24 protein-coding genes are annotated in these 25,606 nt (G+C 71.2%); 13 read left to right on the top strand and 11 right to left on the bottom strand.

Annotated features, from left to right (window positions below; genetic code table 11):
* Nucleotides 1-117 precede the first annotated feature (117 nt).
* Nucleotides 118-2,487, top strand: coding sequence for an FdhF/YdeP family oxidoreductase (locus tag RR3_RS04775; protein WP_029540015.1), 2,370 nt, complete (start codon nt 118-120; stop codon nt 2,485-2,487).
* A gap of 7 nt (nt 2,488-2,494) precedes the next feature.
* Here RR3_RS04775 and RR3_RS04770 read toward each other — a convergent pair whose 3' ends face one another.
* Entirely contained in the window at nt 2,495-3,541 is a 1,047-nt protein-coding gene (locus RR3_RS04770; protein WP_017680178.1) for a GlxA family transcriptional regulator, read from the bottom strand.
* A 91-nt stretch (nt 3,542-3,632) separates the two neighbouring features.
* On the opposite strand from RR3_RS04770, the gene RR3_RS04765 reads away from it, so the two are divergent.
* On the top strand, nt 3,633-4,211 hold the full coding sequence (locus tag RR3_RS04765; RefSeq protein WP_040272901.1) for a hypothetical protein: 579 nt from the start codon (nt 3,633-3,635) through the stop codon (nt 4,209-4,211).
* A 16-nt stretch (nt 4,212-4,227) separates the two neighbouring features.
* On the opposite strand, the gene RR3_RS04760 is transcribed toward RR3_RS04765, so the two are convergent.
* Entirely contained in the window at nt 4,228-6,546 is a 2,319-nt protein-coding gene (locus RR3_RS04760) for an FHA domain-containing protein (protein WP_064066150.1), read from the bottom strand.
* Nucleotides 6,547-6,834: 288 nt separating this feature from the next.
* On the opposite strand from RR3_RS04760, the gene RR3_RS04755 reads away from it, so the two are divergent.
* The 7 genes from RR3_RS04755 (at nt 6,835) to RR3_RS04730 (ending at nt 16,326) form a co-directional block, all read left to right on the top strand.
* Complete coding sequence (locus tag RR3_RS04755; RefSeq protein WP_108754939.1) at nt 6,835-8,502, top strand: class I adenylate-forming enzyme family protein; 1,668 nt, start codon at nt 6,835-6,837, stop codon at nt 8,500-8,502.
* A 121-nt stretch (nt 8,503-8,623) separates the two neighbouring features.
* The gene (locus tag RR3_RS04750) at nt 8,624-9,925 is read left to right on the top strand and encodes an MFS transporter (RefSeq protein WP_017680174.1); all 1,302 of its coding nucleotides are present in this window, start codon (nt 8,624-8,626) and stop codon (nt 9,923-9,925) included.
* A gap of 300 nt (nt 9,926-10,225) precedes the next feature.
* On the top strand, nt 10,226-12,808 hold the full coding sequence (locus RR3_RS04745) for a cation-translocating P-type ATPase (RefSeq protein ID WP_064066261.1): 2,583 nt from the start codon (nt 10,226-10,228) through the stop codon (nt 12,806-12,808).
* A 72-nt stretch (nt 12,809-12,880) separates the two neighbouring features.
* Nucleotides 12,881-13,822, top strand: a complete 942-nt coding sequence (locus RR3_RS04740) for an ABC transporter ATP-binding protein (RefSeq protein ID WP_064066260.1) — start codon at nt 12,881-12,883, stop codon at nt 13,820-13,822.
* Nucleotides 13,819-15,537, top strand: coding sequence for an ABC transporter permease (locus RR3_RS04735; RefSeq protein WP_064066259.1), 1,719 nt, complete (start codon nt 13,819-13,821; stop codon nt 15,535-15,537). Before RR3_RS04740 ends, RR3_RS04735 begins: the two co-directional genes overlap by 4 nt.
* Nucleotides 15,538-15,553: 16 nt before the next feature.
* On the top strand, nt 15,554-15,799 hold the full coding sequence (locus RR3_RS24825) for a hypothetical protein (protein WP_159105358.1): 246 nt from the start codon (nt 15,554-15,556) through the stop codon (nt 15,797-15,799).
* Nucleotides 15,800-15,834: 35 nt separating this feature from the next.
* The gene (locus RR3_RS04730; RefSeq protein WP_010594181.1) at nt 15,835-16,326 is read left to right on the top strand and encodes a TspO/MBR family protein; all 492 of its coding nucleotides are present in this window, start codon (nt 15,835-15,837) and stop codon (nt 16,324-16,326) included.
* Between the two features lie 13 nt (nt 16,327-16,339).
* Here the strand turns inward: RR3_RS04730 and RR3_RS24500 are convergent, their stop codons facing one another.
* The 4 genes from RR3_RS24500 to RR3_RS04710 all read right to left on the bottom strand — a co-directional run bounded on the left by RR3_RS24500 (nt 16,340) and on the right by RR3_RS04710 (nt 18,189).
* A complete protein-coding gene (locus tag RR3_RS24500) occupies nt 16,340-16,555 on the bottom strand; it encodes a ferredoxin reductase domain-containing protein (RefSeq protein ID WP_010594180.1) in 216 nt (71 codons plus the stop codon).
* 319 nt (nt 16,556-16,874) lie between these two features.
* A complete protein-coding gene (locus RR3_RS04720; RefSeq protein ID WP_010594179.1) occupies nt 16,875-17,327 on the bottom strand; it encodes a DUF6069 family protein in 453 nt (150 codons plus the stop codon).
* Between the two features lie 83 nt (nt 17,328-17,410).
* Nucleotides 17,411-17,854, bottom strand: a complete 444-nt coding sequence (locus tag RR3_RS04715) for a hypothetical protein (protein ID WP_234420138.1) — start codon at nt 17,852-17,854, stop codon at nt 17,411-17,413.
* Nucleotides 17,806-18,189 (bottom strand): sigma factor-like helix-turn-helix DNA-binding protein, encoded by a 384-nt coding sequence (locus RR3_RS04710; RefSeq protein WP_234420137.1) that lies wholly within the window; start codon nt 18,187-18,189, stop codon nt 17,806-17,808. The genes RR3_RS04715 and RR3_RS04710 overlap by 49 nt, the downstream gene beginning before the upstream one ends.
* Nucleotides 18,190-18,296: 107 nt before the next feature.
* Here RR3_RS04710 and RR3_RS04705 point away from each other — a divergent pair, with 107 nt between their 5' ends.
* A complete protein-coding gene (locus tag RR3_RS04705; RefSeq protein ID WP_064066256.1) occupies nt 18,297-19,280 on the top strand; it encodes a DUF389 domain-containing protein in 984 nt (327 codons plus the stop codon).
* Nucleotides 19,281-19,289: 9 nt separating this feature from the next.
* On the opposite strand, the gene RR3_RS04700 is transcribed toward RR3_RS04705, so the two are convergent.
* Complete coding sequence (locus tag RR3_RS04700; protein ID WP_064066255.1) at nt 19,290-20,117, bottom strand: esterase/lipase family protein; 828 nt, start codon at nt 20,115-20,117, stop codon at nt 19,290-19,292.
* A 104-nt stretch (nt 20,118-20,221) separates the two neighbouring features.
* Between RR3_RS04700 and RR3_RS04695 the strand changes: the two genes are divergently transcribed.
* Both RR3_RS04695 and RR3_RS04690 read left to right on the top strand, forming a co-directional pair.
* Nucleotides 20,222-21,367 carry an LLM class flavin-dependent oxidoreductase gene (locus RR3_RS04695; protein WP_003938680.1) on the top strand — a complete coding sequence of 382 codons (1,146 nt, stop codon included), beginning with the start codon at nt 20,222-20,224 and terminating at the stop codon, nt 21,365-21,367.
* Nucleotides 21,368-21,414: 47 nt separating this feature from the next.
* Nucleotides 21,415-21,666, top strand: a complete 252-nt coding sequence (locus RR3_RS04690) for a hypothetical protein (RefSeq protein WP_003938681.1) — start codon at nt 21,415-21,417, stop codon at nt 21,664-21,666.
* A gap of 7 nt (nt 21,667-21,673) precedes the next feature.
* Here RR3_RS04690 and RR3_RS04685 read toward each other — a convergent pair whose 3' ends face one another.
* Nucleotides 21,674-22,324: a maleylpyruvate isomerase family mycothiol-dependent enzyme gene (locus tag RR3_RS04685; RefSeq protein ID WP_064066254.1), complete on the bottom strand. Its 651-nt coding sequence runs from the start codon at nt 22,322-22,324 to the stop codon at nt 21,674-21,676.
* A gap of 13 nt (nt 22,325-22,337) precedes the next feature.
* The gene (locus RR3_RS04680) at nt 22,338-22,961 is read right to left on the bottom strand and encodes a mycothiol-dependent nitroreductase Rv2466c family protein (RefSeq protein WP_010594172.1); all 624 of its coding nucleotides are present in this window, start codon (nt 22,959-22,961) and stop codon (nt 22,338-22,340) included.
* 80 nt (nt 22,962-23,041) lie between these two features.
* Here RR3_RS04680 and RR3_RS04675 point away from each other — a divergent pair, with 80 nt between their 5' ends.
* Nucleotides 23,042-23,488, top strand: a complete 447-nt coding sequence (locus RR3_RS04675; RefSeq protein WP_064066253.1) for a MarR family winged helix-turn-helix transcriptional regulator — start codon at nt 23,042-23,044, stop codon at nt 23,486-23,488.
* A gap of 37 nt (nt 23,489-23,525) precedes the next feature.
* Here RR3_RS04675 and RR3_RS04670 read toward each other — a convergent pair whose 3' ends face one another.
* Together RR3_RS04670 and RR3_RS04665 are read right to left on the bottom strand one after the other, a co-directional pair.
* Complete coding sequence (locus RR3_RS04670; RefSeq protein ID WP_064066252.1) at nt 23,526-24,929, bottom strand: FAD-binding oxidoreductase; 1,404 nt, start codon at nt 24,927-24,929, stop codon at nt 23,526-23,528.
* A complete protein-coding gene (locus tag RR3_RS04665; RefSeq protein WP_010594169.1) occupies nt 24,926-25,567 on the bottom strand; it encodes a hypothetical protein in 642 nt (213 codons plus the stop codon). The genes RR3_RS04670 and RR3_RS04665 overlap by 4 nt, the downstream gene beginning before the upstream one ends.
* Nucleotides 25,568-25,606: the final 39 nt, after the last annotated feature.

The following is a 25,606-nucleotide window of genomic DNA, read 5'->3' as shown; positions in this document are numbered from 1 at the left end:
GGTTTCGCGGGCGCGGCGCGCGGGTAGGCAGAGCATCGACACGCGTGCGCGGGGAGCCGGGCGCGCGGACACGGGGCGGACGACCGCGGACACGGTGTGGACGACGAGGGGCCGGCGATGCGCAGACACGATCGGGACTACGACGAGCGCGACCTCGAGGTCGACGACGCCGAGGATCACGCCGCGGGCCCGACCGCGGTGGCGGTGTCGATGAAGCGCTCCCTCGAACGGATGGGGCCGAGCCGGACGGCGCGGACACTCCTGCGGTTGAACCAGGCCGAGGGCTTCGACTGCATGAGCTGTGCGTGGCCCGATCCGGACCCGGGACATCGGTCGGTCGCCGAGTTCTGCGAGAACGGCGCGAAGGCGGTGGCGGAGGAGGCGACCCGGCGCCGCGCCACCCCCGAGTTCTTCGCCGCCCACAGCCTCGCCGAGCTGGATGCGCACAGCGAGCACTGGCTCGGCCAGCAGGGCCGCATCACGCATCCGATGATCAAGCGGCCCGGCGGCACCCACTACGAACCGATCGACTGGGACGAGGCGTTCGCCCTGATCGGCGCAGAGCTGAACGCGCTCGACAGCCCCGACGAGGCGATCTTCTACACCTCGGGGCGGGCTTCGAACGAGGTGGCGTTCGCCTACCAGCTCTTCGCCCGGGCGTTCGGCACGAACAACCTGCCCGACTGTTCCAACATGTGCCACGAGTCCACCAGCATCGCGCTGCAGGAGTCGATCGGCATCGGCAAGGCGAGCGTCACGCTCGACGACGTCTACCACGCGGAGCTCATCGTCCTGCAGGGCCAGAATCCGGGGACGAACCATCCGCGCATGCTCACCGCGCTCGAGAAGGCCAAACGCAACGGCGCCACTATCCTGTCGATCAATCCGCTGCGGGAGGCGGGCCTGGTCAACTTCCGCAATCCGCAGACCCCGCGCGGGGTCGTCGGCCGGGGCACCGACCTGTCGGACCTGCACCTGCCGATCGCGCTGAACGGGGATCTGGCGCTGCTGCAGGCGTTCGGGTCGCTGCTCGTGGAGTGGGACGCGCTCGACCACGAGTTCATCGAGCGGCACACCCGCGGTTTCGAGCAGTGGCGCCGCCACGTCGCCGACGTCGACTGGGACGTCGTCACCACCGCCACGGGGCTGTCGCGGGAGCAGATCACCGAGGCCGCGAGGCTGCTGCGTGACTCGCGTGCGACGGTGTTCTGCTGGGCGATGGGCCTGACCCAGCACCGCAACGCGGTGGCCACCATCAAGGAGGTCACCAATCTGGCTCTGGCACAGGGCAATATCGGTAAGCGCGGCGCGGGTCTGTTCCCCGTGCGCGGGCATTCCAACGTGCAGGGCGACCGCACCATGGGAATCTGGGAGCGGCCCCCGGCCCACTTTCTCGATGCGCTGCAACGGGAGTTCGGCTTCGATCCGCCGCGCGAGAACGGCTTCGACACCGTCGACTCGATCCGGGCGCTGCGCGACGGCCGGGCCCGCTTCTTCATGGGCCTCGGGGGCAACTTCGTGCAGGCCGCACCCGACACCCACGTCACCGCGGCCGCGATGCGGCGGGCCCGGATGACCGTGCAGGTCTCCACCAAGATCAACCGGTCGCATCTCGTGTGCGGCGAGACGGCGCTGATCCTGCCGACCAAGGGGCGCACCGAGCAGGACGTGCAGGCGTCGGGCCCGCAGTTCGTGACGGTCGAGGACTCGACGTGCTCGGTGCACGCGTCGCGCGGGCCGCTCGAGCCCGCGAGCCCGCACCTGAAGTCCGAGGTCGAGATCGTCTCGCGGATCGCCGAGGCCACGCTCGGGGACCGGTACGGCCTCGACTGGAAGGCGATGCGCGACGACTACGGCGTCGTCCGCGGCCTGATCTCCCGCGTCGTCCCGGGTTGTGAGAGCTACGACGTCAACGTCCGTCGCCCGGGCGGGTTCGTCCTGCCGCACCCGCCCCGCGATTCGCGTACCTTCCACACCGATTCCGGGCGGGCCGAATTCGCGGTCTCCCCGATCGACGTGCTGCACGTGCCCGAGGGGCACGTGATCCTGCAGACCCTGCGGAGCCACGACCAGTTCAACACCACCATCTACGGGCTGAGCGACCGGTACCGCGGCGTCGAGGGCGGGCGGCGGGTGATCTTCCTGCACCGCGACGACATCGCCGCCCTCGGCTTCGACGACGGTGATCTGGTCGACCTGTTCACGCGGTGGGACGGCGACGAGCGGGTCCGGTGCGCGCGGTCGTTCCGGATCGTCGAGTACGACACTCCGCGCGGATCGGCTGCCGCCTACTATCCCGAGACCAACGGATTGGTGCCGCTGGATTCGACTGCCCGCCAGAGCAATTGCCCTACCTCCAAGTCCGTCGTGGTGTCCCTGGCCCGCGTGGGCGAACGCAGCGACGAGTGCCCGGCGGACACGCATCAGGGCACCCTCGGTTCGGACTGGTCGCACAAGACCTGCCCGGACCCCGAGTACCTGTCCTGAGACCCGTTCAGCCCCCGGTGTGCCGGGCGGCGGCGTGGGAGTGACCGGCGCGGAACGCCGCCGGTGACGCCCCGTAGCGCCGGGTGAACGCCTGCCGCAGCGTCTCGGTGGTGCCGAACCCGCAGCGCGCCGCGATCGCCGTGACCGGCAGCGACGTGGTGGTGAGCAGGACGGCGGCGGCCTCGAGCCGGACCCGGCGGACGTAGCGGGCGGGGGTGTCGTGCAGGTGGTGCAGGAACATCCGAGTGAGGTGCCGTTCGCTCATCCCGGCCCGCGCGGCGAGCGCGGTAGCCGACAGATCGCCGCCGAGGTGGGTGGTGATGTGGTCGACGAGGCGCCGCATCCCGCGGTCCTCCGGCTCGGGCACCGTGGTGAACAGGCTCATCTGCGCCTGGTTGCCCGGTCGCTGCAGGTAGGTGACCAGGGCGCGGGAGACGTGGCGGGCGAGGTCGGGGCCGTGGTCCTCCTCGACGAACGCGAGGGTGAGGTCCAGGGCGCTGGTCACCCCGGCGGCGGTCGCGACGTGGCCGTCGCGCACGAAGATCGGCAGCGGATCCACCTGCACCTGCGGGTACCGCGCGGCGAGCCGAGCGGCGAACGCCCAGTGGGTGGTGGCGCGCCGGCCGTCGAGCAGACCGGCGGCCGCGAGGACGGAGGCGCCCGTGCACACGGACGCCACCCGGCGGCTGTCCCGCGCGAGGCGGCGCACGTGGCCGACGAACCGGGCGTCGTCGGCCACGTCGACGTGCCCGAAGCCGCCGGAGACGACGAGGGTGTCGAGTGCTCCGACGAGCCGTTCGAGCCGTCGCTGTCCGGCCAGCACCAGCCCGGTGTCGCAGGTGATCGCGGCCCCGCCGGGGGTGGCCAGCTCCACCCGGTACGCCGGGGCGGCGCCGAATCGGTTCGCAGTCGCGAACGTCGTCGTCACGCAGGCGATGTCGAGCAGCTCCGCCCGGTCGTAGCCGACGACCACCACGCGTCGTTCGTCCACACCGTCGACGGTAGCCGCGGCCGGGGCCGGACGCGGCGTGTCCGACGGACAGGGATCCCACATTTCCGGACACGTCCGACCTCGGGGTCTCGTCCGGCCGGATCCGGGGGCCGATCGTGGAGGCATCCGCCCACCACTGCCCCCGGGAGACCTCATGGACACCACGACGGCCGTGAGCACGGCCCGCCCCGCATCGCGCCGCCCGGCCGGTCCGGCCTTCCTGGCGCAGCGCTGGCCGACGGTCGCGGCTCTGGCGTTCGCCCTGTTCGGCACGCCCGCCGAGGCGAGCGTCGAGATCCTCACCGAGATGATGATGCTGCTGCCGTTCCTGTATCTCGTCACGGCCGTGCTGGGCCGGCCGCGTGCGGTATGGGTGGTGTTCCCGGCCTCCTACACGGTGTGGTTCGTGCTGCGGGCGCTGGACGTCGTGCCGTCGACGGTGCTGATCGGCGCCGCGGCGGCGGTCGTGATCGTCGTGGGCGCGGTGCGCGGCCGGCTGCGCGACCGCCGTTTCCTCGTCCAGGTGGCCGGCATGGTCGCCTTCGGGGTGCTCGGCCTGGTCGCGCTCGCCGCCGATCCGGACCTCGCCCGGTACCTCGTCGCGGCCGGATGGTTCCTGCACGGCGTGTGGGATCTCGTCCACCATCGGCTCCGGGTCACCGTGGACCGTTCCTTCGCCGAGTTCTGCGCCGTGCTCGATGTCGCGGTCGCCGTCGCGCTCGTCGTCGTGTGAGATATCGGCATCGCGCTCACCGGGCGCGCAGCCGCAACCGGGTGTAGGTGAACGTGGCGTAGACGATGCCGAGGAGGAGCAGCATCCCGGCGGAGAGCAGCCACCACGACGGGGCGTGCTGCCACAGCACGTCGGCCTCGGCGGTCGGGTCCTTGGCACGCAGGTCGACGGTCGAGGCGGTCGCGGCGTAGCCCCACCGCGACGGCGACAGCCACGACAGCTGGGCGAGCACGGCGCGCCCGGTGATGGGGATCAGGCCACCGCTGAGCACGAGCTGCACCATGACCGTCACGACGAGCAGCGGCATCACCTGTTCACCGGACCGGGCGACGGCCGACAGGGCCAGGCCGACCACCACGCAGGCACACGTGGTCAGGGCGATATCGACGACGAGTTCGACGCTGCCGGAAGGAATCACGCTGCCGGCACCGGGGGCGCCCTTGCCGACCAGGACGACGAGGACCAGCACGAACGACTGCACGATCGCGGCGGCGCAGAACACCACGATCTTCGCGATCAGGTACGCCGACGGTGCGAGCCCGGCGGCGCGTTCGCGGTGGTAGATCATCCGTTCGCCGACGAGATCCCGGACGGTGAGCGACGAGCCCATGAAGCAGGCCCCGAGGATCAGCAGGATGAGGATGAACGCCAGCTCGCCCGGATCCGCACCCGGGCTCGGCGGGCCGAATCCGTCGCTGCCGGGCACCAGGATCGACAGCCCGCCGAGGATGAACGGCAGCAGCGACAGGAAGATCAGGTAGCCGCGGTCCGCGCGGATCAACCGGATCTGCCGCCGCGCGACGGTGCTCAGCTGTCTGCGACGGGAGGTGTGGGCGGGCCGGCCCAGCGGGCCGGGGGCCGCGGCGGGTGGATGGTCGACGGTCGCATTGCGGGCGAGGTGCTCGGCGTGCACCGCGTCGGGTTCGGCGGCGACGCGCGCGAAGATCTCCGCCCAGTCGGAGCTGCCGAGCGCGGTGCCCACCTCGCCGGGCGGCCCCACATAGGCGGTCTTGCCGCCGGGAGCGAGCAGCAGCACCTGATCACACAGTTCGAGGTAGGACAGGGAGTGGGTGATGACGAGGACGACCCGGCCGGAGTCGGCGAGGCGGCGCAGCGTGGTCATGATCTGCCGGTCGAGTGCCGGATCGAGGCCGGAGGTGGGTTCGTCGAGGATCAGCAGCGACGGCCCGGTGAGTAGTTCGAGGGCGACCGACGCGCGCTTGCGCTGCCCCCCGGAGAGGCGGTCGACCCGGGTGCCGGCGTGTTCGGTGAGCTGCAGTTCGCCGAGCACCCGGGCGATCACCTCCTCGCGGTCGGCGCGGGTGGTGTCCGGCGGCAGCCGCAGTTCGGCGGCGTAACCGAGGGCCTCGCGGACGGTGAGCTGCCGGTGGAGCACGTCGTCCTGGGGGACGAGGCCGATCCGGGAGCGCAGCGCCTGATATTCGGCGTGCACGCTGTGGCCGTCGAACTCCACGACCCCGTCGGTGGGACTGCCGGTGCCCGAGACGATCTTGGCCACGGTGGACTTGCCGGCACCGGAGGGGCCGATGACGGCGGTGAGCGTGCCGGGCGGCGCGGCCAGGGTGACGTCGTGCAGCAGTCGCCGGCTCCCGTCGATGGTCAGTCCGACGGCGCGCACGCGCAACCCGTCGGTCGTGGCCGCCGCCGTCTTCTCCCGCGGGACGAGGGTGCCGTCGCGGACGACGAGGTCGGTGTTGCCGATCGTCACGACGTCGCCCTCGGCGAGGACGGCGTGATCGATGCGGGTGCCCGCGACGAACGTGCCGTTGACGCTGCCGAGGTCCTCGATCTCGAGTCCGGTCGGCCCGGTGCGCAGGGCCGCGTGCTGGCGGGAGGCCAGGACGTCGTCGACGACGACGGTGTTGTCGGCGGCGCGGCCGATCGACACGTCGCCGGTGCGGGGCGCGCGGCGGGTCCGGCGCCGCGCCCCGCGGGTCTCGCCGGCCCGGACCGCGGTCAGCTGGTCGAGCAGACCCCCGCGGCGTTCGCGGGTCGCCTCGGGTTCGGCGACGGAGATCCGGAGGTCCGGTCCCTCGGCGCGGTCGCCGAGGCGGGCGACGACCGTGCCGGTCACCCGGATCCGCTCCACCCGGCGGCCGTCGACGAAGAGCCCGTTCTTGCTGCCGGAGTCGACGAGATACCAGCCGTCCTCCCACTGCAGGAGCGCGTGTTCGCGGGAGACCACCGGGTGTTCGAGGGTGACATCCATCGATCGGTCGCGGCCGATGTGCACCGTCGTTCCGGGGTCGTAGCCGGCGCGGCCGCTGTCCCATTCGAGCAGAACCTGCGCGTGCCGGGTGTCCACGTCGTCCATCGTCTCGGCCTTCCGTCAGCCGTGTCCGCTCGTACCGACGTGCGGTTCTCGACCGCCCACCGACGATTTCCGACCGCTCGTCGCGTCGCGCGCCGGGGGTCGTTCGATCTCCGATTCTCCCACTCCGGGAATGCCCAGGCCAGGGCCCGCATGCGGACGCCACGGGTGTGTCCTGTCCGATTTGACACGCGGTTGTGTGGCCCACGACACTACTGACAGACCGCTTACCGACCGAGCGATCGGTCGTGGCGGTGGAAGGCCCCGCAGTCGAGTGGAAGGAACTGCGTCGTGACGTCCCAGATGCGCCCCTGGACCGCGCTCTACCCGAACGGACTCGACCCCGAGCCGGTGGTGCCGTTCGTCTCCCTGGTGGACGCGTGGCGCGCCCGCGTGGATGCCGACCCCGACGGCAAGGCCATCGCCTACTTCGACGGTGTGCTGACCGCCCGCGAGACCGACGAGCTCTCCGACGCTCTCGCCGTCGCCTTCGCCGCTCGCGGGGTGCGGCGCGGCGACCGTGTGGGCATCTACCTGCAGAACATCCCCCAGTATGCGCTGACCCTGCTCGCGCTGTGGAAACTCGGCGCCGCGGCGCTCGTGCTCAACCCCATGTACCGGCGAGCCGAACTGCGCCGCCTCGTCGACGACGCCGAGATCGTCGGCATGGTGTGCGCCGACACCGCCGTCGCGGAGACCGCGGACACCGTGCGCGACAGCTCGGTGCGCTGGATCGTCAGCACCAGCGACCTGGACTTCCAGAGCCGCGACGACGCACGGGTCTTCCCGACGACGGACCGTGCCGTGGCCGCGCCCGACGGCGACCTCGTCGAGCTGATCGAACAACACCGGGGCCGGCGGCCGTCGCCCGTCGAGATCACCGGCGACGACGTCGCCCTGCTCGCCTACACCTCGGGCACCACCGGACCGCCGAAGGGCGCGATGAACACCCACGCCAACGTGCTGGCCGTGGCCACCACCTTCGGCTCCTTCGTCGGCCTGACCGCCGGCGACGCGGTGTTCGCCGTCGCGCCGTTGTTCCACATCACCGGCGCTGTCATCAACGCCACCCTGGCGCTGGTGCACCCGACCACCCTGGTCTTCGCCAACCGCTTCAATGCCGAGGTCGCGCTCGAGGCCCTCGTCGAGCACGGGGTCACCTTCACGATCGGCTCGATCACGGTGTTCAACGCCCTGTACGAAACCCCCGGCGCCGAGGCCCGCCACTTCGCGTCGGTCAAGACCCTCTACTCCGGCGGCGCACCCATCCCGCCCGCGACCGTGGAGAAGTTCGAAGCGAAGTTCGGCAAGTACATCCACAACGCCTACGGGATGACCGAGACGTCCTCCGGCGTCATCGCGGTGCCGCCCGGGCGCCGGGCACCCGTGGACCCCGCCAGCGGCACCCTCGCGATCGGCGTCCCGCTGCCCCTGATCGGTGCGCGGGTCGTCGACGCGGACGGTGCCGCCGTCGAACCCGGCACGCAGGGGGAACTGGAACTGACCGGCCCGCAGGTGATCTCGGGGTACTGGCGCAAGCCCGAGGCATCGGCCTCCACCCTGCCCGGCGGACGGCTGCGCACCGGCGACGGCGCGATCATCGACCGGCACGGCTGGGTCTACCTGGTGGACCGCCTCAAGGATCAGATCAACGTCTCCGGCTACAAGGTGTGGCCCCGCGAGGTCGAGGACGCCCTCTACGAGCACCCCGCCGTCCACGAGGCCGCCGTCGTCGGTCAGCCCGACGACTACCAGGGCGAATCCGTGGTGGCATTCGTGTCGCTCGAACGCGACGCCCACGCCACCGAGGACGAACTCGTGGACTTCGTCCGTGAGCGCCTCGCCGCCTACAAGCGGCCCCGCCGGGTCCACATCGTCGAGAACCTCCCCAAGACCCAGACCGGCAAGATCCGGCGCAGCGACCTGCGCGACCGCACCGCCCCCACCCCGACCACCTGACGATCCGCCCCCTCCCACCCGACCGAATGACCGACCGACCGACCGAATGTCACACCGGTTCGGTCACATCGAACCGATGTGACATTCGGCCACTGCTCCCGCGAACGAAAAGAGACACCACGTGAACACCGACGTCCGGAACCCCCGGGATGCGGTCGACACCGCGCCCACCCTGGCCTCGAAGAAGAAATCGCTGTTCGCCAGCGCGGTCGGCAACGTGCTCGAGTGGTACGAGTGGAGCGCCTACGCGGTCTTCGCCCCGTTCATCGCCGCGGTGATGTTCAACAACTCCGATCCGATCTCCGCGCTGCTGTCGACGCTCGCGGTCTTCGCCGTCGGTTTCCTCATGCGTCCCCTCGGCGGCATCGTGTTCGGCCGCATCGCCGACCGGCGGGGCCGCAAATTCGTCCTCGTCACCACGATGCTCATGATGGCGACGGGCAGCCTCGTCATCGGCATCATGCCCACCTACGAGTCCATCGGGGCGTGGGCGTCGCTGATCCTGCTCGCCGCGCGGATCATGCAGGGCTTCGCCCACGGCGGCGAATCGGCCACCGCCTACTCGTACGTCGGTGAGATCGCCCCGCCGCACCGTCGCGGGATGTGGGGCAGCGTCGCCTTCATCGCGATCTTCGGTGGCTCGGTCCTCGCCTACAGCATCGGTGGCGCCGTCACCTCGTCGCTCTCCGAAAACGCCGTCGCCGAATGGGGCTGGCGCATCCCGTTCCTCATCGGCGCGTGCCTGGCCCTGGTCGCCCTGTACCTGCGTCGCAGCATGGACGAGAGCGACGTGTTCGACGCCCACCAGGAGCAGGACGAGCAGCCGCGCATCCCGCGGAAGACCGTCGTCCGCGCGATCCTGCTGATGATCGGCATGACCTCCGGCATCACCGCCGCCCACTACACCTGGACGTCGTACGTCTCCACCTACGCCATCACCCAGCAGGGGATGGACCCCGACGTCGCCTACTGGATGTCGGTGATCGCCCAGTCGATCGCGCTCGTCTCCCTGCCCTTCTGGGGCATGCTGTCCGACCGGATCGGCCGCCGCCCGATGCTGTTCGCGTTCGCCGGCCTCATGCTCGTGTTGCAGTTGCCGCTGACGATGATGATCTCCTCCGCCGGATGGACCCTGCTCGTCGCGACGACCGTCGCGCTGCTCGTCGTGTCCGTCCCCGCGTCGGTGCTGTCGGCGACGCTGTCGGAGAGCTTCCCCACCCGGCTGCGGACCCAGGCGATCGGCTTCGCGTACTCGTTCTCCGTCGCGGTGTTCGGTGGAACCGCCCCGTACCTGAATCAGCTGCTGATCGGCCGCGGCCTCGGATGGGCGTTCAGCGTGTACATCATGGTGCTGTGCGTGCTGACCGGCATCGCCTGCGTCTTCATGAGGGAGACCAAGGGCATCCGCCTCGAGCACGCCTGACGGCTCGTCCCCTGCGCCCCACCGGCATCGTGGCGGTGGGGCGCAGTCGCGTCCGCGACGGGTGGGACGCAGTCGCGTCCGCGACGGGTGGGACGCAGTCGCGTCCGCGACGGGTGGGACGCAGTCGCGTCCGCGACGGGTGGGACGCAGTCGCGTCCGCGACGGGTGGGGCGCAGTCGCGTCCGCGACGGGTGGGGCGCAGTCGCGTCCGCGACGGCCCCCGTGCCGATACGCTGGGCCTGCCGCGACGGGGGCCGACCCCGGTCGCGGTGACGCATCCCGGGTGGGCGAGGAGGCGGTGTGCAGGCACATTCCGGTCCGCAGGTGCTCCCCGGCGGCGGTCTCACCGGAAGTGAGGCCGCCGCGCGGCTCCGCCGGGACGGGCCGAACCAGCTTCCGGCCGCGCGGCGAGTGCCGTGGTGGCGCAGGCTGATCGCGCAGCTCACGCACTTCTTCGCGCTGCTGTTGTGGTTCGCTTCGGCCCTCGCGTTCGTCGCGGGCATGCCGGAGCTGGGCATCGCCGTGATCGTGGTGATCGTCGTCAACGGCATCTTCGCCTTCGTGCAGCAGGAACGCGCGGAGAAGGCTGCCGAGCGCCTCGGCGAGCTGTTGCCCACCACCATCGTGGTGCGCCGGGACGGGGCGCTGCGCACGGTCGACGCCCGTGACCTGGTGGTCGGCGACGTCGTCGTGCTCACCGGCGGCGACCGGGTCCCGGCCGATCTGATCCTTGTGGTCGCGGGCCGCTGCACCTTCGACGAATCCACCCTCACCGGGGAGAGCGAACCGGTGCTCCGCACGGCCGGCGCGGCCGTGTTCGCCGGAACGTTCGTCGCCGAGGGCGAATCCGAAGGGATCGTGACAGCCACGGGTGCGAACACCCGCCTCGCCGGTATCGCAGCCCTGACCACGTCGGTGCGACGTCCACCCGGCCCGCTCGATCGGGAGATCCAGCGCATCGTCCGGACGCTCGCCTTCGGTTCCGTCGGCGTCGGCGCGGTGTTCTTCGCCGTGTCTCTCCTGGTGGGGATCTCCTGGCAGGACGCCTTCCTCTTCGCGGTGGGCATCACCGTCGCCCTCGTGCCCGAGGGGCTGCTGCCCACCGTGACGCTGTCGCTGGCGATGGGGGCGCAGCGCATGGCCCGCGACAACGCGCTGGTGCGCAACCTCGAGGCCGTCGAGACCCTCGGTGCGACGACGTTCGTCTGCACCGACAAGACGGGCACGCTCACCCAGAACCAGATGAACGTCGTCGAGGCGTGGACCCCGGCCGGGACCGTCGCCGTGCGCGGGGAGGGGTATGCGCCCACCGGTGCGGTGACCGGCCCGGAGCCGGCGGTGGCGGCGGCCGCGACCGCCGGTCTCGCCGGCGCGGCCGCCTCGAAGGGCGGAATCACCCTCGACGACGACGAGTGGCGGGCGGTCGGCGACCCGATGGAGGCGGCGATCGCCGCGTTCGCGGCCCGTCTCGCCGGTCCCGGCGCACAGCCGGGGCCGGTCACCCGCCGGTTCGTGTTCGATCCCCGGCGCCGCCGCGAATCGGTGATCGTGGGCGGGCGGCTGCTTCTCAAGGGCGCCCCGGACGCGGTGCTTCCGCGCTGCGCCGAGCCGGGCGAGCTCGTCGACCGGGCGGAGGAGGCGCTCGCGGACATGGCGTCGCGGGGCCTGCGGGTGCTCGCCGTCGCCCGCCGGACCCTGAGCGATTCCGGCGCGCTCACCGACCCCGAACTCGCCGAACGCGACCTCGAGCTCCTCGGCCTGCTGGGCATGGAGGATCCGCCGCGGATCGCCGTCCCGGCCGCGCTGCGGGCCGCGCGCGGCGCCGGCATCAAGGTCGCGATGCTCACCGGTGACCACCCGGAGACGGCCCGCGCCATCGCCCGCGAGATCGGCCTGCTCGGCGCAGAGGGCAAGGTGGTGCAGGGCAAGGATCTGCCGGACGACGATCAGCTGCTCGGTGCCCTCCTCGATCGCGACGGCGTCGTGATCAGCCGGGTCTCTCCGGAGCAGAAGCTGCGCGTCGCGAAGGCCCTGCAGGACCGCGGTCACGTCGTCGCGATGACCGGCGACGGTGTCAACGACGGACCGGCCCTGCGGCAGGCCGACATCGGGGTGGCGATGGGCGAGGGCGGCACCGACGTCGCGCGCGAGGCCGCGGACCTGGTGCTGCTCGACGACGACTTCGCAACCATCCTCACCGCGGTCGAGCAGGGCCGGGCCACCTACGCCAACATCCGCCGCTTCCTCAGTTATCACCTGACCTCCAACGTCGCGGAACTGACGCCGTTCGCGCTGTGGGGACTGTCGGGCGGGCAGTTTCCGCTCGCCCTGGGGGTGCTGCAGATCCTGTGCATCGACATCGGCACCGATCTGCTGCCGGCGCTGGCCCTCGGCGGTGAACCGCCGAGCCGGGACACGCTGAAGCGGCCACCGGAGCGTCGGCACCTCGTCGACCGGACCCTGCTGGTCCGGGTGTTCGGGGTTCTCGGACCGGTCGAGGCGATCGTCGAGATGAGTGCGTTCCTCGTCGCGCTGCTCGTCGCGGGTTGGCGTCCCGGAGGTGAATTTCCCACCGGTCCGGCGCTTCTCGCGGCCTCGGGCGCCGCGTTCGCCGCGGTCGTCCTGGGGCAGGTGGGCACCGCGTTCGCCTGCCGCAGCGCGTCCCGGCCGCCGTGGCAGCTCGGGTGGGGCTCGAACCGGTTGCTGCTGTGGGCTGTTCTCGTCGAGCTCGTCGCCCTCGTCGTCTTCCTGGGAGTCGTCCCGGTCGCCGACGTGCTGGGCCATGCGGTTCCGCCGCTCGAGGCGCTGGGTGTCGCGCTGCTGGGCATCCCCGCGGTCCTTGCCGCGGACTTCGTGTACAAGACGGTCCGTAGCCGCCGGTGAGTGCGGCGCGCCGGCCTCGGGGTGCGGTCCGGGACCCGCACGCGCACGATGGGACCGAAGGGAGGAGGGCACATGGATGTCGTCACAGTCACGGATCTGCACAAGCACTACGGAGACGTGCGGGCGGTCGACGGGGTGTCGTTCGCGGTGCAGGCCGGTGAGGTCTTCGCGCTGCTGGGACCGAACGGCGCGGGCAAGACCACCCTCGTCGAGATTCTCGAGGGACACCGGCGGCGCACGTCCGGAGAGGTCGACGTGCTCGGGTTCGACCCGGAGACCGGGGGACGGGACTTTCGCGAACGTATCGGAATCGTGTTGCAGGAAGCCGGTTTCGAGGAGAACTTCACCGTCCGGGAACTCGTCCGTCACTACCGGTCCTTGTATCCGCGCCGGCTGGACGTGGACGATGTCGTGGATCTCGTGGGCCTGTCGGACAAGCGCGACGCGAAAGTCGAGACCCTGTCCGGCGGTCAGCGGCGTCGCCTCGACCTGGCGCTCGGCCTCGTCGGCGATCCCGAACTGCTGTTCCTCGACGAACCCACCACCGGGTTCGATCCCGCCGCCCGGCGCCGCGCCTGGGATCTCGTCGAGGCCCTGCGCGGTCTGGGCAAGACCGTCCTGCTCACGACCCACTACATGGACGAGGCCGAGCATCTCGCGGACCGGGTGGGCATCGTCGTCGCCGGACGCATGATCGCGCTGGGCACGCCCGGCGAGATCGGCGGCGAACAGGGCAGTGCCGCCGTCGTGAGCTTCCGCCTGCCACCCGGCGCGGCACCGTCGGGGCTACCCGACCTGGGCGCACCGTTGACCACCGACGGGGCGGACTGGCAGCTGCGCACCTCCACCCCGACCGCGGCGCTGCGCCGGCTCACGGAGTGGGCCCGGGACCGCGGCCAGGAGCTGCCCGCGCTGACCGTCACCCGACCGTCCCTCGAGGACGTCTACCTCGAGCTGGTCGCCCGGCACGACGACCGGCGCGCGACCGCCCGGTCCGCGGAGGTGCCGTCGTGAGCGTCCCCCAGGCCTCCGCGCACACCGGCCGTCCGGCCGCGGCCGGTCTGTTCGCCGAGCAGCTGCGCCACACCGTCGTCGACCTGTGGCGCGCCCGGGTCGTCTTCGTCTTCACCTTCCTGTTCCCCCTCACCTGGTTGGTCGTCATCGGGTTCCTCGCCGGCAACGCCACCGTGGACGAGACCGGCGGGGTGCGCGTGATGCAGTTCGTCACGCCCACCGCGGCGGTGATGGGTGTCCTCTACGCTGCCTTTCCGACCGTGGCGACGGCCCTGGCCACCGCACGCGAACAGGGAGTCCTGAAGCGGGTACGCGGAACCCCGCTGCCGGCGTGGATCTACCTCGCCGGGCGTGTCGGGGGCGCCGTGGTGTTCGCGCTGTGCTCGGTGCTGACGATGCTGCTCGTCGGGACGGTCGTCTACGACGTGCAGATCCTGTGGCGCACCGCACCCGCCACCGTCGTGACGATCGCGGTGGGAATCGCCTGCTTCGCGGCACTCGGCCTGGCCGTGGCCGCGCTGTCCCCCACCGCCGCCGTCGCGGAGGCGGTGTCGATCGCCGCTGCGGTGGCGCTCGGGTTCGTGTCGGGACTGTTCATCGTCGGTGACATGCCGGGGTGGGCGGATTCGATCGCGGCCGTCTTCCCGCTGAAGCCGTTCGCCGAGGCGGTACAGGAGCAGTTCGATCCGTTCGCCGCCGGTGGCGGCTGGGATCTCGGCGCGCTGGCCGTGATGACGGCGTGGACCTTCGCCGCGTCCCTCGTCGCGGTGCGTGCCTTCGGCTGGGACCCCGCGCGGGGCAGCACCGGCCGCGCGTCTGCCCCGCCCGTCGCGTCCCGGCGCGCAGATCGCATGCTGGACGCCGACGTGCCCGGCCGGCCCTCCACGGCCCGACTGGTCCTCGGCCGGATCGCCTGGACCACCCGGGCGGCCGCGCGCGACCCGGGCTGGGTGTTCTTCGCGGTCGCCCTGCCGGTGGGCCTGTACGCCTTCATCATGGCCGTGCTGCCCGACGGTGCCGTCACGGTCGCCGACGTGCCCCCGGAGTTGTCCGGGGCGGCGGGCATGGCGGCGTGGGGTGCAGCGGTCACCGCGTTCGTCAACATGCCCGAGGCGGTGGTGCGGGCCCGCGACCGGGGGGTGTTGAAGCGGCTGCGCGGCACCCCGCTCGGGCCGGTCGATTTCATGGCCGGGCACACCGTGTCGACGCTGTGGATTGCCCTGGTCACCGCAGTTCTGGTCGTGGCCGTCGGTGTCGTCTTCTTCGGCCTCGTCCTCACGTGGCCCGGCGTGTTCCTCGCCGCCGCTGTGGTGGTGCTCGGCACCGCGACGTTGGCTGCGTGCGGTTTCGCTCTCGCTGCGGTGCTGCCGAGCAGCAAGGCGGTCTCCGCGGTCGGCCTCGCGATCCTCCTCCCGCTCGCGTTCTTCTCCGACATCTTCTTCCTCGGCGACACCCCCGGTTGGATGCAGACGGTGGGATCGGCCTTTCCGTTGAAGCATTTCTCGAATTCACTTGCCGCAGCCCTGGATCCGTCCGGTCCCCGGATCCTGTGGGGCGCCATCGCGGTGATGGCTGCCTGGCTCGTCGCCGCCGCGCTCGTCGCGACGCGCACCTTCCGCTGGGGTCCGCGGGCGGAGCACGGGGCGCCGTCCGCCGCCCCACTGGGATTGCGCCGCCGCGGCTCCGGGTATGCCCGGAACAGCGCTCGCCGATGATCGGAAGGGACCGGCCATGACCACCCCCTGCCTGACCACACCCTGCCTGACCACACCGGACCCGGACACGGGGCCGGGCTCGCCCGAGCCGGCCCCGCCCGTCCCACCGACGCCCACGCCGCCGTCACCGTTCCCGCCGGAGCCGAATCCGGTGCCGACCCCACCGGAGCCGCAGCCGCCGTTCCCGCCGGAACCGGATCCCGAGCCCTCGCCCCCGCATCCGCAGCGGCCCTTCCCCCAGATCCCCGACAACGCGATGTGACGACCTCGCCGACGGCGAGAGTGAGGAGAGCAGGTATGTCCAGCATGTTCGGCCGCACGTTGCTCGGAACGACCGCGGCGACCGCCGCGACGGCGGTGGCGGGATCGATCGCCTCGCGGGACGTGGACACGCGGTGGTACCGGCGGTTGCGCAAACCGTCGTTCCAGCCGCCGGGTGCGGTCTTTCCCGTCGTGTGGACGGCGCTGTACGCCGACATCGCGGTGAGTTCCGCGGTGGCGATCGACGAACTCGAATCGGAGGCGCGGGTCGACGAGGCCACCTACTATCGGGCCGCCCTCGCGGTGAATCTGGTGCTCAACGCGTCCTGGTCGTGGGTGTTCTTCAAGGCGCACCGGCTCGTGCCGGCGACGGTGGTCGCCGGAGCGCTCGCGGTGAGCAGTGCCGACCTGGCGCGCCGCGCCGCCGTCGCGAAGCCGGCGGCAGGGGCCGCGCTCGGTCCGTACGCGGTGTGGTGCGCGTTCGCCACGGTTCTCAGCGGCCGGATCGCGCGGCTCAACCGGTCCTGAGCGGGCGCGGAGGTCAGTAGAGCGGGTCGTGGCGGAGGCGGTCCGCGGGCACGCCGGCGGCCTGCAGCCGGAACTCGGTCGCCTGGATCATGGCGGGCGGGCCGGCGATCTGCACGTCGTGCCCCGACCAGTCCCCGGAGCCGAGCACCCACGTCTCGCCGACGCGGGCATGGCCGACGATGTACGGGCTCACCCACCCGCCGGAGACGCGACGGACGTGGAATTCCACGGAACCGGCCGCGTTGCGAATCGCCGTGTGGGCCGGACGGATTACCGGGAAACGGATCTCGGGACGTACGTCCCTGCCGGTCGGGTGCTTCGGTCCTGTGGACGGCGGCTGCGGACGAAACGCCGGCGCCGCCCGTGGAACCGGCACCACCTGCAGCCGGCACGCGGTTCGATGCGAAAGTCCCTGGGGAGAAACGGAAGAGGCATCGGCCGCCGTGCCGTAGGTCACCGCCGACGGAGGGGCCGGCGGCGGCTCGAAGGTCCCTCGACAATCGGGACCTTCGAGCCGGTGACCCCGGACGGGTGGCGTCGCTGCGCGACTACCGCTGGGCTGCAATGCGGTTGCGCATCGCCTCGAGCCCCCCGACGACGACGATCGCGATCACCACGTGCATCAGCGAGAGTGTGATCGTGCTCGGGGTGTCGAAGTCGGCGACGATCGTCGACGCGATCGTGCCGAGCGCGGCCACCGCGCCCACGACCTCGGCGACGCGGACGATGCCGAACCAGCGCAGGCTGAGCAGCGCCGCGAGACCCATGCCCACGGTGAGCGGGACGACGGTCATGACGAGAACGCCACCCGGGGCGGCGCTTTCGACGGTGTCACCGTTGGTGACCTCGAACGTGCCGCCGGCGGCGAGGCCGACGAGCCACAGGGCGATGTTGGCGACGAGAGCCACGACGACCGGGACGAGCACCGCCATCGGACGATTGAGCGAGAACGCGGGCAGGGTCGGCGTGGCGGTGCGGTCGAGAGGCTTGACAACACTCATGATGTCCTCCGGAAGAGCCGATGAACTGACGTCGCCCATCGTTCAACCTCGAGTCGACTCGAGGTCAAGCCTTTCCGCACGAGCTACGCGGCCGCCACCGCGCACCAGTCCACGGTGACCGAGCGCGCACCGGAATGCGCGAGCATGGAACGCACCGGGCCGCCCAGGCACAGCTGCCGGTCGAGCTCGCGCCGCTCGGCGTCCGGGTCGCGGTCGTCGGGGGCACCCACGAGAATCTCCGCCGGCTCGGTGCTGCGCGCACCTTCCACCAGAAGCCGCTCCTCGTCGACGATCCGAACGGGCACGTCGTCCGATCCGGCCACGTCGCCGATGAGCAGGGCCACGTAGTCGGCGTCGTCGTCGGCATCGTGATAGGCCAGCAGGCGGCCGCGGACGGTGTCCGAGACGAGCCGCCGATCGAGAGTCAGCCCGGACTGCTGCGTTCCCGCCGCGACGGCACGCAGGCAGCGCGGCAACGTCACCCGTCGTGAGGTCCAGCTGAAGAAGGCCCCACACCCCGTGTCCATGACACTCGCTCCTCCTCGGTACGTCCGGGCGAGGTGGTCCCCGGTTCTGTGATCAGTGTGCGCCGGGGGTCCGACATGTTCCGGAAGTGCCCGAGCTGGTGCCGGAGCAGGTTCAGGGCGTGGTGCTGAGCGAGCCGGACGGAGGCGGCATCGGTGTTCAGGGCACGAGCCGTGTCGGTGATCGACAGGCCACACGCGATGCGCAGGTGCAGCACGGCGCGGTAGCGGTGCGGGAGGGCAGCGATCAGCGTCGAGGGTCGTGTCGCCGACTTGTCCGTCGTCACCGCCTCGTCCGTCGTCACCGCGTGCGTCCTCCTCCGTCCGGTGCGGGACATCGTGTCGCGACCGGTGTCCCGGACGGAAGGGACCGGTGTCCCGATCGCGCGGGCGCCCGGCGTCTGCTGTGATGCACTCGCGACACGACGCACCCAGGGAGGCTTCCGTGAGACCGACCGCCGAGGACATCGAGCGGATGACCGCGACGCTGTTCCTGTCCGAGGACGCCCGGCCACGGTCGCGGCGCGCGACGTTCTGGACCCTGCTCGTGCTGGCCTCGGTCATCGCCTCGGCGGGCGTCGTCGCGGACTCCACCGCCACCGTCATCGGCGCCATGATCGTCGCTCCGTTGATGACGCCGATCGTCGGGACGGCCCTGGCGGTGGTGCTCAACGACCATCGCAACCTGGTCGCCTCCGCGTTGCTCGTCGCGGCGGGAGCGGCCGCGGTGGTGGCGACCGGATACGCGGTGGGCCTGCTCGACCCTCTGGATGTGCTCGCCGAGAACAACAGCCAGGTGGCAGGCCGGGTGGCACCGCGGCTGATCGACCTCGTCGCGGCCCTGGCCACGGGCGCGGTCGGGGCGTTCGCGCTGGTGCGGCGCGACGTGTCCGACGCCCTGCCCGGGGTGGCGATCGCCATCTCGCTGGTGCCGCCGCTCGCGGTGGTGGGCCTGACCCTCGAGTCCGACGCGCCGCGGCAGGCCGGTGGGGCGCTGTTGCTGTTCGCCACGAACGTCGCGGCGATCGTCGCCACCGGCACGCTGGTCTTCCTGTTCTCGGGTGTGCGCGGGGCGGCGCGGCGCGCCGGTCGCGAGGTCGGGGACCTGCGCGGCCTCAGCCTGCTCACGGTGGTGGCCGCGGTGGTGGTCGTCGCGGTGCCGCTGGGTCTGTCCAGCGCCCGGGTGATCCGGCAGGAGACGCTGAAGGCCGACGTCGCTCCGGTCGCCGAGCGGTGGGCCCAGGAGCAGGGCTGGGCGATCACCGACATCGGATTCCGGCAGTCCGTGCTCTGGATCGAGGCGCTCGGCCCGCCTCCGGAGGCGGATCCGGCGACGCTGCGTGACGCCCTGGACGAGGCGGGTCTGCGCGACGTCGACGTCGAGGTCACCCTCGTGATCGGCGGAACGCGGCGCCTGCCCGGCGGGTAGCGGCCGTGGTCAGCACACGATCGGCCGGTCTGCGGACGGGTCCAGCGCGGCCAGCACGAGCTGCTCGGCGACGGGATCGTAGGGGATCGAGACGTGGTCGGCGGTGTTCGCCGGGCACACGTCCTGCAGCAGGATGTTCTGGGCGCCGGGTCCGGTGAGGAACGACGCTGTGTAGGGGATGATCACCTGGTCGTATCTGGTGGCGACGACCGTGTACGAAACCCCTTCGACGGTGTCGCTGCCGGCGTTGAGCGCGGCGAGCACGGCGTCCTGCGCGACGGACGGCGGTCCGAGCGACGGATAGTTCGCCGGCGCCAGCCCGACGATGCGGCTGGTCCTGTCCGCCCCGCCGAGGAACCGCACGTACCACCGGGGGACGGCGCCGCCCTTGGAGTGACCGACGACGGACACCCGCTCCGCACCGGTTTCGGCCAGGACGGTGTCGACGAACGTCGCCAGTTCGCCGGCGGCGTCCGGGATCGGCTCGCGCGCCTTGAACGGCTCGCCCGGCGCTGCCCCGTAGTCGAGCGCGAACACGCAGTACCCCTCGGTCTTCAGGGCCGGTGCCAATCCGGCCCAGTTGGCGTAGGAGTTCTCGAGGAAACCGTGGACGAGCACCACCGGCTCGGGGTGCTCCGGCACAGGCACGCAGTCGAAGTCGTTCGTCCCGGCCGGGACGACACCGGGATGCGCGAGCGAGTAGACGAGCGCGGCGCCGAAGGTGCTCTGGGGCGGGCCCGTCGGCGCGTCGGCGGAGGCCGGCGGACTCGCGACGACACTGCTGCCCAGCACCAGGAGACCGGCGACCGCGAGTGTGCGGATCATGACGCCGATCATGCACCGTCGAGGTGCAGGCGGGGGCCGGAACGAACGGAGGGGGAATACCGGCGAGCCCCCACCGTTCGTATAGTTGAGTAATCAACGATTAGACGGAGGCACCCGTGCAGTTCGGCATCTTCACCATCGGCGACGTCACCCGCGACCCCACCACGGGCCGCGTCCCCACCGAGCACGAGCGGATCGTCGCCATGACGGAGATCGCGCTGAAGGCCGAGGAGGTCGGGCTCGACGTCTTTGCGAGCGGTGAGCACCACAACCCGCCCTTCGTCCCGTCGTCGCCGACCACCATGCTCGGCTGGATCGCGGCGAAGACCGAGAAACTGATCCTCTCCACGGCCACGACGCTGATCACGACGAACGACCCGGTCAAGATCGCCGAGGACTTCGCGATGCTGCAGCACCTGTCCGGCGGCCGCGTCGACCTCATGATGGGCCGGGGCAACACCGGCCCGGTCTACCCGTGGTTCGGCAAGGACATCCGCCAGGGCATTCCGCTCGCGATCGAGAACTACCACCTGCTGCGCCGGCTCTGGCGGGAGAAGGACCTCGAGTGGGAAGGCAGGTTCCGCACCCCGCTGCGCGGCTACACCTCGACTCCGTGGCCTCTCGACGACACCCCGCCGTTCGTGTGGCACGGCTCGATCCGCTCGCCGGAGATCGCCGAGCAGGCCGCGTTCTACGGCGACGGCTTCTTCCACAACAACATCTTCTGGAACCGCGAACACATCCAGCAGATGATCGGCCTCTACCGCACCCGGTTCGAGCAGTACGGCCACGGTGCCGCCGACCAGGCGATCGTCGGGCTGGGCGGCCAGGTGTTCATGGCCGAGACCGAGGAGAAGGCCAAGCGCGTCTTCCGTCCGTACTTCGACAACGCCCCCGTCTACGGTCACGGGCCGTCGCTCGAGGACTTCTCCGCGACCACCCCGCTCACCGTCGGCACCCCCGAGCAGGTGATCGAGCGCACCCTCGGCTTCGCCGACTACGCGGGCGACTACCAGCGGCAGCTGTTCCTCATGGACCACGCCGGCCTGCCCCTCGACGTGGTGCTCGAGCAGATCGAGATCCTCGGTCGCGACGTCGTGCCCGTGCTGCGCGCCGAATTCGAGCGTCGCCGCCCGGCGCACGTGCCGTCGGACCCGCCGACGCACGCCTCGCTCGTCGCCGAGGGCGCAGACTCGCCGCACCGGCTCGTGATACCCGCGAAGGTCGACCTGTCCGCCGCCGGGGAGGCCGGGACTCGGTGAGCCGAACCGGCGGTGTGACGCGCAGCGAGCCGGGTATGCCGGTTCGTATGGAGACACACAACGACAAGCGCAGGTTCGTGGCTCAGCGGCTCGACGAGATCATCGGGGCCCTCGAGACGAGTGCCCCGGGTCCCGGCGAACAGAGTCCGGTGCCGACGTCGGGGGAGTTCGACGGGTCCCTCGTGGCGGCGCAGCGGCACCGTGCCGAGATCGAGACCGCCTCGGACGAGCGGCTCGACGAGATCGCGGCCGGATACCCGGAGATCGCCGCGGCGTGGGAGCGAGACGGCTCGTCCTGAACCCGGATCACCCGGTCGCCACCCGTGCCCGCAGATCGTCCACACCCGCCCCGGACAATCGGGGCAGCGCCACGCGACGGCCGGTGAGCAGCAACAGGATCGCGGAGATCGGTCCCCGGATCTCCGGTCCCTCGCCGACCGACCACGCGACGTCGGTGGCGGTGAGCCGGTAGCCGCGCAGGGGAAGGGAGCGGAAGACCCGGGCCTTGCCCCTGCCGCCTTGGGACCACACCCGCGCGGCGACCGCGGACGCCGCGTCCGCGGGCATCTCGAGGTCGCGGTGCAGCGGGATCGCGATGTCCTGGCCGTGCACGAGGATGTCGGTCAGGGGCTCGAAGGCGGTCAGCCCCACATTGTGGCGGCGGGAGCCGATCGTCGCGCGCAGGTCCGCGATCAACCGGTCGGTCGGCAGCGCCGCCCGGTCGCGCGCGGCGGCACGGATCATCGAGTTCATCGGGCCGGGATGCCGCAGGGCGATCCGGACGGCGTCCCCGACGGTCAGCTGCTGCAGGGTCAGGTGGGCGGCGACGTCACGCACCGTCCAGCCGTCGCACAGCGAGGGCTGCGCCCATTCGTCGTCGGAGAGCTGTTCGAGCAGGTCGGCCGTGCGCCCTCGCGCGCTGTCGATCGCGGCCCAGATTTCGTCCTCGTTCATCATGGGGCCCCTCTTGTCAGTGGAACACCGGTGGGCGGGTCCGGGTGCGCTTGAGTTCGAAGAAGTCAGAGAACCCGGACAGCAATCGCGCGCCCTCGAAGACGCGCACGGCGTCGTCGCCGCGCGGAATCGAGTTGAGTACCGGACCGAAGAACGCGACGCCGTCGATGTGGACGGTCGGCGTGCCGGCCTCGCGGCCCACCGGCGCCATCCCGGCGTCGTGACTGCGGCGGAGCGCGTCGTCGTACTCGGTCGAGTCGCCCGCGGACGAGAGTCGGGCCGGCAGGCCGGTCCGCTCGAGCGCACCGGCCATCGCGGTGCGATATTCGTCCGGATCGGGGTAGCGCCACCGATCGAAGATCGCGTCACCGAATGCCGTGTACAGGTCCCGCAGGACCGCCTCGCCGAACTGGACGGCGGCAGCGGTGGCCACTCGTGACGGACCGGCGGAACGTTCGATGTTGGCGAGATAGGCGGGATCGCCCGGGCGGTTCTCGTTGAGAACCCTCAGGCTCATCACATGGAATCTCAGATCGAGGGGCCGCCGGCGCTCCACTTCGAGCAGCCACCGGGACGCGATCCACGCGTACGGGCAGACGGGGTCGAAGTAGAAGTCCACGACGGGCGCTTCGTCGGCCATCTCGCACCTCCCGGGCGGGCCAACAAGTACGATGTTGGTACCAATATAGTTCGAGGATCGTACTATCTGCAAGGAGTGGGATGGCAGTCGATCTCAATACCGCCCTGCTGATGTTCATCGCCGCCCGGTCGGCGGAGAACCGCATTCTCGCGGCGCTGCGGCGCGCCGGCTACGACGACATCACGCTCGCTCAGGCGCGGGTGGCCGCCCGCATCGGGCCCGACGGCACGCGGTTGACGGACCTCGCCGAGCAGGCCCAGGTGGCCAAGCAGACGGCGAGTTTCCTCGTCGACCAGCTCGAGCGGGCCGGCTACGTCGAACGCACCGTCGACCCCACCGACGCCCGTGCGCGACTCGTGCGGATCGCGCGGCGCGGCGCGGAGGCCCTCCCTGTCGCCCGGGCCGAGGAGGCGCGGATCGAGGCCGAATGGACCGAGCACCTCGGCGTGCGCCGGATGAAGCAGCTGCGCGAGGCGCTCACCCTGCTCCGGGAGATCACCGATCCGTATCGGTCCACGGGAGCGTAGTCGTCCGGTCGCATCCGGCTGGGACGTCCACCCGGTGTCACGCGTGCCGTACGCCGGGAACGATGTTCGCATTCCGGTGAAAGACGTTGTGCGGATCGTACTTCGCCTTGATCTCGGCCAATCGCGCGTACTTGTCCGGACCGTAGGTGGCGCGCACCCGGTCCTGCTCGAATTCGGTCATGGAGTTGACGTACGCGCCGATGCCGACCGAATACGGGCGCAGGGCATCCCACAGGGACCGGGCCCAGGCTCGCTCCGGTGGCAGCAGTGCGGGATCGGGACAGACGCCGACGATGAAGACGGCGAAGCGTGGCGTCCGTCCGCCGCCGAAGGCGGTGTCGTCCTCCCCGGTCTCGCAGTACGCCTCGTCCAGCCGGTAGAACAACAGGAGCGACAGAGGCGAGGTCTTCTGCGGCACAAGATCGACGACTGTCGCGATCAGATCGTCGGAGAGATCTTCGACGTAGCAGCCCTTGTCGTAGCAGTAGAAGCCCCACGCGTTGCTCTCGTCGAGCAGCTGTTGCACGTCTGGATAGGGCATCGGCGTGACGAACTCGAACAGTGGTGGCAGAGCGCGCCGAATTCGCGTCAGCACGTCCTCGTGCGTCTGCGCTGCTCCGAAACCGGTGACCAGAAGGGCATAGCCGGGCTGCAGATGGTACTGCTCGGGCACGAACGGGGCCGGTGGGGCGTTCACGCCGGCAACCACGATGTTCAGCTCGCGCGGCAGCGTACCGATCACCTCCCGGGCGAGCCGCAGCACCTCGGTGCCCTGATCCAGGCCCCAGAACAGGAGTCCGAATTGCACGACGGGACCGGCCTCGTGCAGGCGGAACTCGAATTCCGTCACCACACCGAAGTTTCCGCCGCCGCCCCGGATGGCCCAGAACAGGTCCGCATTCTCGTCCTCGGCGGCGCGCAGGATCCGGCCGTCGGAGGTGACCACCTCGGCCGACTCGAGGTTGTCGATGCTCAATCCGGCCTGCCGCGTGAGCCAGCCCATTCCTCCGCCCAGCGTGAGTCCCGCGACGCCCGTGTGACTGATCAGCCCAGCCGGGACGGCGAGTCCGTGGGCCTGTGTGGCGGCATCGAGATCACGCAGCAGGGCGCCGCCACCGACCCGCGCCCGTCTGCGCTCCGGGTCGACGACGACGTGATTTATCGATCCGAGGTCGATCACGAGGCCGTCGTCGACGACCGACGCGCCTGCGGTGCTGTGGGCGCCCGCGCGCACAGCCAGCTCCAGTCCGTGCCCGGTCGCATAGGCGATCGCCGCCTGAACATCGGCGGTACTCCGGCACTGTGCGATCGCGGCCGGACGGCGGTCGATATCGGCGTTCCACACCTTGCGGGCCTCGTCGTAGTCCGGATCGCCGGGTCCGAGCACCGGCCCCTCCATCGCGGCCCGCAGCATGCCGAGGTCGCCGGTCGTGTGAGTCATGTGTCCTCCCGAACCTGCCAGGAACGAGCGGACTCGCGGGCCGCGAGGCGCTCGGCGCGCTCCCGGATGCCGAGCAGCATCCTGCGCATCATCGGAAAATCGGCCAGTTCCATCAGTGCGACGGTGAGCGGCAGCGACGGTGCGGGCCGGTAGGCGGCCTGCAACCGGCTCACGAGCCGGGTCCGTCGCCCGCCGTCGACGGGATCGAGGCGCCACGACCACGTCGAATCCGGCTTCGCCCACACCAGGTAGCGCCCCGGATCGAAGGAGTGCACCCGGAAGGACGTCGCCGCCGTGGCCGGACTCGCCATCGGCGCCGCCACGTCGCCGACCTCGATGCACTGCAGACGCGGATCGATCGTCGTCGCGCTGGGCCGCCCCAGGTTGTCGAGACGGTCGTAGGAGTAGAAGCCGGCCCGGTTGTAGCCGACCTGGACGATCCACGGCCACACGCACTCGGCCGGCGCGTCGATCGTGAGGGCGCGGGTCGCGCTGAACGCCGCCGAGGAGAGGATGTCGTCGCCGGGCATCGGGCCGGCGCACTCGGCAGTCGTCGCTCCCCAGCGCCGGTGCCACCGGCGATACAGGACGAAGGCACTCACCGCTGTCGCGACTGCGGCGAGCGTGCGGATCGCCATGAGAAAACTGTTCCACATCGGCGCCGGGGAGAGAAGGTC

The sequence above is a fragment of the Rhodococcus ruber NBRC 15591 genome (genome assembly GCF_001894945.1).
GTDB classification, from domain to species: Bacteria; Actinomycetota; Actinomycetes; order Mycobacteriales; family Mycobacteriaceae; genus Rhodococcus; species Rhodococcus ruber.
This window is presented reverse-complemented; position numbering and strand designations above follow the sequence as displayed.

What these genes read in the sequence shown, in the direction of transcription:
- RR3_RS04710 (WP_234420137.1), bottom strand. Translation starts at nt 18,189, where the DNA reads ATGTCCCGCACCGGACGGAGGAGGACGCACGCGGTGACGACGGACGAG.
- RR3_RS04770 (WP_017680178.1), bottom strand. Translation starts at nt 3,541, where the DNA reads ATGTGGGATCCCTGTCCGTCGGACACGCCGCGTCCGGCCCCGGCCGCG.
- RR3_RS04760 (WP_064066150.1), bottom strand. Translation starts at nt 6,546, where the DNA reads ATGGACGACGTGGACACCCGGCACGCGCAGGTTCTGCTCGAATGGGAC.
- RR3_RS04730 (WP_010594181.1), top strand. Translation starts at nt 15,835, where the DNA reads ATGTCCAGCATGTTCGGCCGCACGTTGCTCGGAACGACCGCGGCGACC.
- RR3_RS04765 (WP_040272901.1), top strand. Translation starts at nt 3,633, where the DNA reads ATGGACACCACGACGGCCGTGAGCACGGCCCGCCCCGCATCGCGCCGC.
- RR3_RS04715 (WP_234420138.1), bottom strand. Translation starts at nt 17,854, where the DNA reads ATGGACACGGGGTGTGGGGCCTTCTTCAGCTGGACCTCACGACGGGTG.
- RR3_RS04665 (WP_010594169.1), bottom strand. Translation starts at nt 25,567, where the DNA reads ATGGCGATCCGCACGCTCGCCGCAGTCGCGACAGCGGTGAGTGCCTTC.
- RR3_RS04775 (WP_029540015.1), top strand. Translation starts at nt 118, where the DNA reads ATGCGCAGACACGATCGGGACTACGACGAGCGCGACCTCGAGGTCGAC.
- RR3_RS04690 (WP_003938681.1), top strand. Translation starts at nt 21,415, where the DNA reads ATGGAGACACACAACGACAAGCGCAGGTTCGTGGCTCAGCGGCTCGAC.
- RR3_RS04740 (WP_064066260.1), top strand. Translation starts at nt 12,881, where the DNA reads ATGGATGTCGTCACAGTCACGGATCTGCACAAGCACTACGGAGACGTG.
- RR3_RS04680 (WP_010594172.1), bottom strand. Translation starts at nt 22,961, where the DNA reads ATGGCCGACGAAGCGCCCGTCGTGGACTTCTACTTCGACCCCGTCTGC.
- RR3_RS04685 (WP_064066254.1), bottom strand. Translation starts at nt 22,324, where the DNA reads ATGATGAACGAGGACGAAATCTGGGCCGCGATCGACAGCGCGCGAGGG.
- RR3_RS24825 (WP_159105358.1), top strand. Translation starts at nt 15,554, where the DNA reads ATGACCACCCCCTGCCTGACCACACCCTGCCTGACCACACCGGACCCG.
- RR3_RS04670 (WP_064066252.1), bottom strand. Translation starts at nt 24,929, where the DNA reads ATGACTCACACGACCGGCGACCTCGGCATGCTGCGGGCCGCGATGGAG.
- RR3_RS04720 (WP_010594179.1), bottom strand. Translation starts at nt 17,327, where the DNA reads ATGAGTGTTGTCAAGCCTCTCGACCGCACCGCCACGCCGACCCTGCCC.
- RR3_RS04675 (WP_064066253.1), top strand. Translation starts at nt 23,042, where the DNA reads ATGGCAGTCGATCTCAATACCGCCCTGCTGATGTTCATCGCCGCCCGG.
- RR3_RS04700 (WP_064066255.1), bottom strand. Translation starts at nt 20,117, where the DNA reads ATGATCGGCGTCATGATCCGCACACTCGCGGTCGCCGGTCTCCTGGTG.